Source organism: Streptomyces sp. CBMA123 (assembly GCF_014596465.1).
Classification (GTDB): domain Bacteria; phylum Actinomycetota; class Actinomycetes; order Streptomycetales; family Streptomycetaceae; genus Kitasatospora.
Window position 1 is genome coordinate 111,849 of sequence record NZ_MECK01000556.1, and the last position, 9,571, is coordinate 121,419.

At 74.4% G+C, this 9,571-nt stretch carries 7 protein-coding genes; 3 read left to right on the top strand and 4 right to left on the bottom strand.

What is annotated here, in order from left to right; all coding sequences use genetic code 11:
* The first annotated feature begins 300 nt into the window (after window positions 1–300).
* Complete coding sequence (locus tag BG452_RS36955; RefSeq protein WP_317621405.1) at window positions 301–1,875, top strand: glutamate--tRNA ligase; 1,575 nt, start codon at window positions 301–303, stop codon at window positions 1,873–1,875.
* 85 nt (window positions 1,876–1,960) lie between these two features.
* Here the strand turns inward: BG452_RS36955 and BG452_RS36960 are convergent, their stop codons facing one another.
* From BG452_RS36960 to BG452_RS36970, 3 genes are all read right to left on the bottom strand, one after another.
* The gene (locus BG452_RS36960) at window positions 1,961–2,644 is read right to left on the bottom strand and encodes a helix-turn-helix transcriptional regulator (protein ID WP_223243256.1); all 684 of its coding nucleotides are present in this window, start codon (window positions 2,642–2,644) and stop codon (window positions 1,961–1,963) included.
* Window positions 2,645–3,221: 577 nt separating this feature from the next.
* Window positions 3,222–4,313 (bottom strand): ParB/RepB/Spo0J family partition protein, encoded by a 1,092-nt coding sequence (locus BG452_RS36965; protein WP_317621406.1) that lies wholly within the window; start codon window positions 4,311–4,313, stop codon window positions 3,222–3,224.
* Window positions 4,314–4,588: 275 nt separating this feature from the next.
* Window positions 4,589–5,170, bottom strand: coding sequence for a hypothetical protein (locus tag BG452_RS36970; protein ID WP_188308714.1), 582 nt, complete (start codon window positions 5,168–5,170; stop codon window positions 4,589–4,591).
* 227 nt (window positions 5,171–5,397) lie between these two features.
* On the opposite strand from BG452_RS36970, the gene BG452_RS36975 reads away from it, so the two are divergent.
* On the top strand, window positions 5,398–6,099 hold the full coding sequence (locus BG452_RS36975) for a DUF4328 domain-containing protein (RefSeq protein ID WP_188308715.1): 702 nt from the start codon (window positions 5,398–5,400) through the stop codon (window positions 6,097–6,099).
* Between the two features lie 66 nt (window positions 6,100–6,165).
* On the opposite strand, the gene BG452_RS36980 is transcribed toward BG452_RS36975, so the two are convergent.
* The gene (locus tag BG452_RS36980) at window positions 6,166–7,011 is read right to left on the bottom strand and encodes an SAM-dependent methyltransferase (protein WP_188308716.1); all 846 of its coding nucleotides are present in this window, start codon (window positions 7,009–7,011) and stop codon (window positions 6,166–6,168) included.
* Window positions 7,012–7,431: 420 nt separating this feature from the next.
* On the opposite strand from BG452_RS36980, the gene BG452_RS36985 reads away from it, so the two are divergent.
* Window positions 7,432–9,447, top strand: coding sequence for an NHL repeat-containing protein (locus BG452_RS36985; RefSeq protein WP_188308717.1), 2,016 nt, complete (start codon window positions 7,432–7,434; stop codon window positions 9,445–9,447).
* The last annotated feature ends 124 nt before the right edge of the window (window positions 9,448–9,571 follow it).

The window sequence follows — 9,571 nt, forward strand, 5'->3', positions numbered from 1 at the left end:
GGTGATCAGCCTGTCCCAGCCGGGCCCGCGCAGCCGCACCGGGACGGGTCGGCGGTTCGGGATCCCGCACCGCCGGGCGGCCGGGCCGGCTCCCGGCGCCGGAAGCTGTCCTAGCTTCGAAACCGAAGGCAGTGGAGCTCGCTGTCGACGCCGCGCCCGACCGCGGACACACACTCGGCTACGGAAGGACCCGCAATGCTCGACCGCGCGCTCGCAGACTCGTGGTTCCCCTCGGGCCTGCCTGAGGTGCAGGAATGGGAGGAACGTTACCCGGAGCGTGGCCTCCCGACGGGGGCAGAGGTGACCCGCTTCGCCCCCAGCCCGACCGGTTCGCTCCACCTGGGCGGGCTCTATGTGGCCCTGCTGTCCAAGGAGTTGGCCCGGCAGACCTTCGGGACGTACCTGGTACGGGTGGAGGACACCGACACCGGCCGTGAGGTCGCCGGGGCGGCGCAGGCCTTCGCCGAGGCGTTCCGCTACTTCGACCTGGTGCCCGACGAGGCGGACTCCTCGGACGGGGCGCAGGGGGCCGGGGCCTGGGGGCCGTACCGGCAGTCCGAGCGGGAGGACGTGTACCTCAGCTACGTACGGGAGCTGGTGCGCCAGGGCCTGGCGTACCCGTGCTTCTGCTCGTCCGAGGTGCTGGCCGCCAACGCCGCCGGGCAGCAGCAGTCGCGCTCCCCGCTGGGCTACTACGGCAAGTGGGCGCGCTGCCGCGGGCTGGGCCCCGAGGAGGCGGACCGGCGGATCCGGGCCGGCGAGCCGTTCACGGTGCGCTTCCGCTGCCCGGTGGGGATCCCCGGCCGGGTGCGCTTCCAGGACCGGCTGCGCGGCTCGCTGACGATGCTGGACAACGGCAACGACGTCGTCATCCTCAAGTCGCCCCAGCAGGGCCGCAGTCTGCCGACCTACCACTTCGCGCACGTCGTCGACGACCACCTGATGCGGGTGACGCTGGTGGTGCGCGGCGAGGAGTGGATCTCCTCACTGCCGCTGCACCACCAGCTCCACAAGGCGCTGGGCTTCAAGCCCCCGCGGTACGCGCACATCGCGCCGCTGATGAAGGTGGAGGGCTCCAGCCGCCGCAAGCTCAGCAAGCGCAAGGACCCGGAGGCCGGCGTCGCGTACTACATGGCCGCGGGCTACCCGGCGGCGGCGGTGCGGCACTACCTGCGGGGGCTGGCCAACAGCCGGCTGGCCGACCTGCCGGTGGACAAGGCCGCCCAGCAGGCGCTCGCCCTGGACGAAGCCGGGCTGTCCGGCGCCATGGTGGACCTGGCCAAGCTGCGCTCGGTCAGCCGCGACCACATCGCCTCGCTGCCCTCCGAACGGTCCCTGGAGCTGCTGGAGTCCTGGGCCTGCGAGCACGACCCCGAGCTGGCCCGGGAGTTGAGTGCCAACCGGGTCCTCGCGCTGGGCGCGCTGGAGCTGGCCGGGGCGGGCGGCGGACGCAAGGACCTGGCGTGCTGGAGCGAGTTCCGGGCCAAGTTCGGCTTCGCCTTCCCGGGGCTGCACACCCCGGTGACCCGCGCCGACGACGAGCGGTTCGCGCCGCTGGAGCCCGGCTGCGTCGCCGACCTCGCCGACGCGCTACTGCGCGGGTACCGGCACGCGGGGCCCGACGAGCAGTGGCTGGACCGGCTGCGGTCGGTGGCCACCGACTACGGCTTCGCCACCGACTCCCGCTCCTACCGCGCCGCGCCGCAGGACTTCCGCGGCTCGCTCAAGGAGGTCGCCAACGTGCTGCGGGTCTGCCTGACCGGCTCGCGCAACAGCCCCGACCTGTACCGGGTGGCGCAACTCCTCGGCGAGGGCGAGGTCCTGAGCCGACTGCAGGCGCTGCGCAGCGGCGCGGCGCTGCCGGAACTGGTCTGACCGTGCCGGAACTGGTCTGACCGTGCCGGACCGGACCCGGCCGCCGGGTCCCCGGGCCCAGGCCCGGTGCTCCTGCCGGGAGGATTCAGCCACCCTCCCGGTACGGCGCCCGGGCCGCCCCGGTGCCGACCGGCTCGGCCGAGCGGTCCAGGGCCACCGCCAGCTGGGCCCGCCGGCTGATCGCGAGCTTGCGGTAGATCCGCGTGATGTGCTGCTCGACGGCACGCGGCGAGACGCCCAGCCGCGCGGCGATCTGACGATTCGTCAGACCATCCAGGATCATCCGGGCCAGGCGCCGCTCATGGGCGCTGAGCGGCTCGGTGACGGGCTGGGGCCCGGCGGCCTCGCGCCCCGGTCCGGGGCGCAGCGCCCTGGCCGCCTCCAGGATGTTCTCCAGCTCCCGGATCCTGGTCCGCAGGATCAACCCCTGCTGGACGTAGGGGTCCTGGGCCAGGACGTGCTGCAGCGCCGCGCTGTCGGCGACCTGCAGCAGCAGGGTCTCCCCCGTGCCCTCGGTCCAGCTGCCGCCGTGCAGGAGGATCTCGAAGGCGGCCATCCGCCTCCAGTACAGGTGGTGCCTGGGCTCGGCGCGGCGCAGCAACTCCCCCGCGCGCAGCTCGCGTTCGATCAGGAACTTCACGGGCCCTTTGAGCGGGGCGGCGTCCGCCGGGGCCGGGTCGGCGGGGTCGGCCGGGTCGGCGGCCGGCTGCTCCGGCGGGTGCTGACGGGATCCGGTACTGCCGTTGATGGTGGTGAGTGCGTCAATCATGGCGTTGTCGTTTCCACCTCGAGCGCTGAGGGCGTAGGGAGGGGTCGAGCCGGTCACGCGGTACGGCCGCCGGCACGCTCGGCGTAACCGACGCGGATTGCGCTCTGCCGGACCGCGGGAATCCAGAGGCCGGATCGCCGTTCGTACACCGGGTTCTGGCCTCCCGGACCGGGATCACTCTGCCTTCCGGACGGGCCGTCACGCAAGCGCGGAATTCGCCCGGAACGGCAGCTGCGAAGGGCGGGTCCGGACCGTCCGGAATAGGCGAGGGAATGCACCCCCGGAGGTGGGGGGATCAGTTGCAGCGCCAAGTGGCCCGCCGTGCTCGGCGGGCCACTTGGCGCAGGTCACAGCCCCGGCCGGGCCGGTGGCACGGATGGCGGAAAGACCGTACGGGAGCGCGGCGGTGGCCGGTGTGCGGAACGTCACCGGCAATTCTTCCGCTCCGGCGGAATTCCGCCCGGCGGGGGGCCGTCGGTCGTCCTTTGGTCAAGGGTGATGTGCGACTGATGAACCGAACCCATTTGCACAGCCGTTCGCCGGTGCGGCGGCGAACGGCCGTGCGGCCGGAGCGTGTTCAGGCACTCAGAGCGCCGGGGGCGGGCTTGGTGGTCTCCACCAGGCGGGCGAACTCGCGCCAGGCGGCGGCGCATTCGAGGGCGAGCTGGGATATCCGCTCGGCGCAGTGCGGGGGGACGCTGCGGACCAGCTGGTCGCGCTGGGCGGTGGGGGGCAGGCTGCTGGTGAGCATCCGCAGCAGGTGGCGGCCGCTCTCGTTGAGGCGCAGGGCGGGGTCGGTCATCAGGCGTTCCATGGTGCGGACCGGGTCCTGGGCGGCGGGCGACGCGGTGGTGGTGCGGCGGGCGACGCGGGGGCCCGCGGGTCCGGCGGGCTCACCGGGCTCGGCGGATTCGGCGGATTCGGCGGGCACGGGCACGGGCGCGGGTTGCGGGGTGGCGGTGCGGCGGCCGGCGGGGAGGGGGTCCTCGCCGCGGCGCAGGCGGTCGCGGACGTCGCGGACGGTCCCGGGTGAGATGCCGGCCTCCTCGGCGATCGCGCGCAGGGAGGCCAGGGGGTTGGCGGCGATCAGCTCGCTGGCGCGCAGCCGGCCGCTGGTGCTGTCCAGGGGGCGGGTGCGGCCGTCGCGGCCGATCCGGGTCGCGACCGCCGGGATGGCGGCGGCGGTGTCGTGTCTCAGGGTGCGCACCGTCCGGGCGGACAGGCCGGTGACGGCGGCGACCATCCGGTCCGACCACCGGGGGTGGGTGGTGAGGATCCGTCCGGCCGCCGACAGCCGCTCCGCGCGGGACAGCGGCAGTCCGTGGCGGGTGTTGCTCTGCACCGCCAGGACGAAGGCGTCGTGCCGCGGCCCGTCGAAGTAACGCACCGGGATGACGAGCGCGCCGTCGGCGGCGGCCGCGCGCAGCCGGTGCATGCCGTCGATCACCCGCATGCTCGGCCGGTGGACGATGATCGGCGGCAGCGCGGGGCCGACCTCGGCCAGCGTCCGTACGTGCTCCGGGTCCTCTCCCCCCTTCCGCGGGGAGTCCCCCGGCAGCAGCGCGGCCACCGGCACCGCCACCACTTCGGACAGCACCGGCACCCACTGCCCGGGTAACCGGAACGCGGGGCTCTCCTGGGCGCGGACGGCTGCGGTCTCAGGCTTCACGACGAGTCCTCCGACATGCGACACGGACCGAGGGGCATGCATCGCAGCGATCGTAGGAGATCTACATACCTTTGGGAAGGTATTTTAGCGGCCACATGGCATCGCTCCCGTGCCGAACGGCCATCGGCCTGCCGTTTCTGGCCGTATACCTTCGCCCAGGTATATTTTTGGACCGCGGAAGGACCTCCCAGGAGCAGGGCCGGTCAGTCCTCGTCAGCCCTCGTCAGCCCTCGTGAGGCCTCGTGAAGCCTCGTCAGGTCCTCGTGAGGCACTCGTCAGTCCTCGTCCCCGCCCTCACCCTCGCCCTCGCCCTCGCCCTCGTCCTCGTCGGCCCGGGAGAGGGCGTCGGTGATCAGGCGGGTGGCGAACTCCTGGTCGTCGCCGCAGATCCGGTTGACGTACTCGGCGAGCAGGGTGGCGGTGGCCTCCAGGGGGTTCATCTCGGCGTCCGTCCACGGGCCGTACTGCGCGCGCCACAGGTTGGGGCTCAGGCCGCTGCCGGCGGCGACGAGCAGGCCGGCCATGGTGGGGATGACCTCGGGGCGGAAAGTCCTGGGCATCATCCGCATGGTGGCCACCAGGGTCGGCACCACGTACTCGATGACGTCCTTGCCGTGGTCCTCGCAGGCCGTCCGCAGCCAGTTCATGTACAGGTAGATGAGGGTGCAGGCGCCCTCCAGCAGGGCGCTGAAGTCGTCCGGGCCCATGGACGCGGCGAGGTGGTCGACCATCTTGCGGTGTTCGGGGTCGGTCCCGGTCCGGCCGTCGTAGAGGGCCTTGAGCCGGGAGTCGATCACCATGAGCGCCGCGCTCACATCGCCGGCGGGGGCGTACTGGGGGTCACAGGGCGAGGGCACGGGACTCCTCCTCCGGGGCGGGGCGCGCCGGGTGCGGCGACGGCGGGTTCCGTCGGCCGCTCCAGGAGAGCGGACCAGGGCCGGGCCGGGGGCCGGAACCACCCCCGCGTCACCCGGACGGGATCCCGGCGGCGGCCGGGCCGTTGACGAAACGGACTGTACGAACGGACGTGCGGGCCCTAGGGTTTCGCTCCGTCGACCTGGTCCGCCCCTGGAGCCCCTGCCCGATGTCCTCGCCCGCCCTGTACCGCTCCGCGCGGACGGCCGCCACCGCCGCCACCGTCCTGCTCGCCGTCACCGGCGCCGCGGCGCTGTTCTCCTTCTACACCGACGTCCGGATGTTCGCGGCGGCCGACGACATCCTCACCCACTCCGTGCTGAGCGGCGACGCGTTCGGCGACGCGGACCGACTCGCCCGGGCCGCGAGCACGATCCACCTGGTGGCACAGGCGGGCTCGGTGGTCGCCTTCCTCGCCTGGTTCCACCAGGTGCGGGTGAACGCCGAGTTCCTCGCCCCGCACGGGCACCGCTACCGGCGGATGTGGGCGCTCGTCGGCTGGTTCGTCCCCGTCGCCAACTTCTGGCTCCCCCGGCAGATCACCGGCGACATCTGGCAGGCCGGCGCCCGCCCCGACGGGCTCGGGGTGCGCGAGCCGCTCCCCCAGGCGCTGCTCAACTCCTGGTGGGTCACCTTCCTGGGGGCCGACCTGCTCGGTTGGCTGGGCAGCCGGTCCGACGAGCAGGCCTTCTACGCGGACGCCTACCGGGAGTCCGCCCTGTGGCTGGGCGCCTCCGACCTGCTGGAGCCGGTGGCCGCGGTCTTCGCCGTGCTGCTGGTGCGGCGGCTGACGGCCACCCAGGAGCGGCGCCTGGCCGAACTCCCGGCCGGGCCGGTGTCCGGGGTGCACGTCTCGACCGTCGAGGGCTGAGCCCGGCCCGGGACACCACGAAGGGCCCGCGGCGTCGCCGCGGGCCCTCGGCGTGCCGTCGCCGGGTCAGGGCTTGAGGGCGACGCCCGCGTAGAAGGAGACCTGGGCGTCGGTGACGTCGGCCGGCAGCAGCTCGGCGGTGCCCTCGGTGCCGTCGGGGTGCCAGCGGTGGGCGGGGACGATGCCCGGCTCCAGCAGGTCGAGGCCCTCGAAGAAGGTGGCGAACTCGGCCTCGGGGCGCAGCCGCAGGGAGGTGCCGGCCTGGTTGTAGATCTCCTGGACCTTGGTGGCACCGGGCGGGTCGAGTTCGGCGGTGGCGTGCGAGAGGACCAGGGCGGAGCCGGCCGGCAGCGGGTCCAGGAGGCACTTGACGATGGCGTGGGCGTCGTCGAGGTCCGGGACGAAGTGCAGCAGGGCGACCATCGACAGGACCACCGGCCGGGTCAGGTCGAGGGTCTGCGCGACCTGGGGGGTGGTCAGGATCGAGGCGGGGTCGCGGACGTCGCCGTGGACGTAGGCGGTGCGGCCCTGGGGGGTGCTGGTCATCAGGGCGCGGGAGTGGGCCAGCACGACGGGGTCGTTGTCGGCGTAGACCACCCGGGCGCGCGGTTCGACGGCCTGGGCGACCTCGTGGAGGTTGGGCGAGGTGGGGATGCCGGTGCCGATGTCCAGCCACTGGCGCAGGCCGCGGCGGGCCAGGGCGCGGGTGGCGCGGTGCATGAAGGTGCGGTTGGCCCGCACGGCGGTGCGCATGGTGGGAAAGACCGTCAGGACGCGCTCGGCGGCTTCGCGGTCGACGGCGAAGTTGTCCTTGCCGCCGAGGAAGTAGTCGTACATCCGGGCGCTGTGCGGGATGTCCTGGCGTATCGGTGGTGCCGCCGGCTCCGCGGGGTCGGGCTCGGTCGCGGTCATCCAGGTTCCCCCCATGATCATCCTTGTCCTTTCTTGATCACATCGGGCCGGGGCAGTCTAGCCAACTCGCCGGTGATGCGCGGGAAGTCGGCCCAAGGCCCCGGAGCCGGGACTTCCGCGCGACTCGGCAGGTGCACTTCCGTCTGCACGTCGGCGCGACTTCCGGCAGCAATGACACAACCTGCTACGTGTAGCCGCACCCGGCAACACGAAGATGCCCCTCCCCCTTTTCGGCGGTTTCCAGGGATCTGTGCCGGGGCCGGGCCGGGGCCGACCGCCGGGGGTGCGGCTCGGCCGTACCGGGCAATTTCCGTCGCGTCCGGCGGCCGGTCGCGTGCGGGCGGCCCGGGGATGTGGCACTCAGGAGGGCGGCGGCCCCGCCGGGCGCGCCCCCTCCCCCAGTGACCGAACGGAGCCCCCATGCGCCGACGCCGCGGCGTCCTGCTGACCGCCGCCCTCCTGGCCCAGATCGCCGCCGGGCCCTCCCACGCCGCACCGGCCGTCCCCGCCGGGTGGGAGCCGGCCGGCCAGTGCGGGGTGGTGCGCAGCGGTGACGCGCCGCTGGGCGGGGCGGAGGTGACGCTGTACCAGGCCGGGGAGGGCGAGGGCGGGCGGCCGCGAGTGCTGGCCTGGGCCCGTAGCGCCGGGGACGGACGGTTCAGCCTGGACTACCGTCGGCCACGGGATCCGCGGGCGGTGCTGTACGTGCTGGCCGACCTCGGGGGCCCGCGGGGCGACCACGGCAGCGGCGGGCGTTCCGGGCCGGAGGGCGCGGGCGGGCCGGTGACGCTGGCCGCGGTGCTCAGCGGCGCCGCGGCGCCGCCCGAACTCGTCGTCAACGAGCGGACCACGGTGGCCGCGGCCTACGCCCTGGCCCGGTTCACCGGCCCGGCCGGCGTGGCCGGCTCCTCCCCCGGGCTGCCGAACGCGGCGGCCGTCGCGCACAACCTGGCCGACACCGGCACCGGCGGCGTCGCCCCGCTGCTCGCCGCGCCGCCCAACGGCGAACTCACCTCCACCATGGCCGAGTTCAACACCCTGGCCAATCTGCTGGCGTCCTGCGTCAGCGGCGACTCCTGCGACCGGCTGCTGGACCTGGCCCGCCGCCCGGGCCACCCGCGGCCGCGCGACACCCTGCTGGCCGCCGTGGACATCGCCCACGACCCGGGCCACAACGCCGCCGCCCTGTTCGCGCTGGCCGGCACCACCGCCCGCTACCGGCCCGCGCTGCCGGCCGCCCCGGACGCCTGGACGGTGGCACTGCGCTACGAGGGCAACGGCCATGAGCTGGACGGCCCCGGCAACATCGCCTTCGATGCGGACGGCAACGCCTGGGCCAGCAACAACTACCGCTACGGCCCGGACCCGGCCGTCCCGGTGTGCGGCGGCGACGCGGTGCTGAAGTTCACCCCCACCGGGCAGGACGCCCCCGGCGCCCCCTACCGGGGCGGCGGCCTGTACGGCGCGGGCTTCGGCGTCACCGTGGATGCGAAGGACACTGCCTGGGTCGCCAACTTCGGTTTCCAGGGCCGTGGTTGCCCGGTCGACCCGGCCCCGCTGGAGCGCAGCGTCTCCCGGTTCGCCCCGGACGGCGCCCCGTTGTCCCCGCCGCGGGGCTGGCGCGGTGCCGGGATCGTGCAGCCGCAGGGCATGGCGGCCGACCGTTCCGGCACGGTGTGGGTGGCCAACTGCGGCTCGGACAGCGTGGCCCGGATCCCGGACGGCGACGCGGCCTCGGCCCGGGAGATCGCCACGCCGGGGCTGCACAAGCCCTTCGGCGCGGCCGTGGACCCGGCCGGGCGGCTGTGGGTGAGCGGCAACGGCAGTGACAGCGTCCAGGTCGTGGGCCCCGACGGGGCGCTGGAGCGGACCGTCACCGGGGCGGGCCTGCGCCGGCCGCTGGGGCTGGCCACCGACAGCCGGGGCAACGCCTGGGTGAGCAACAGCGGCATCCTGCCGGTGCCCTGCGGTGACAGCACCGCCGGCGACCTGGCGGACGCGCTGGCCGGCGAGGACGGTCCACGTCCGGGGACCTCGGTGACCATGATCGGGGCGGACGGGACGCCGGCCCCCGAACCCTTCACCAACGGCGGCCTGTTCCTGCCCTGGGGCGTAGCCGTCGACGGGGACGACACCGTGTGGGTGGCCAACTTCGGCGGCCACCGGGTCGCCCGGCTGTGTGGCGTGAACCCGGCCGCCTGCCCGCCCGGGACGCGCACCGGTGAGCCGATCTCGCCGCCCGGCACCGGGTACACGAGCGACGGGCTGGAGCGCAACACCGGTGTCCAGATCGACCCTTCGGGCAACGTCTGGCTGGTCAACAACTGGCGCACCGTGCCGGTCCAGGCCAATCCCGGCGGACACGAGCTGGTGGTGCTGGTGGGCGCGGCGGCGCCGGTGACCACGCCGAGGCTCGGCGGGGGCGGCCGGCCCTGACCTGCCGCCGTGGGCGGACGGAGTGGGCGGACGGAGCGGGCGGACAACCGCCGTGGGCGGGCGGACGGCCGTCGGGGCGACTACCCGCCGGTACGCAGCGGCGGCAGCGGCCCGCCGGGAACAC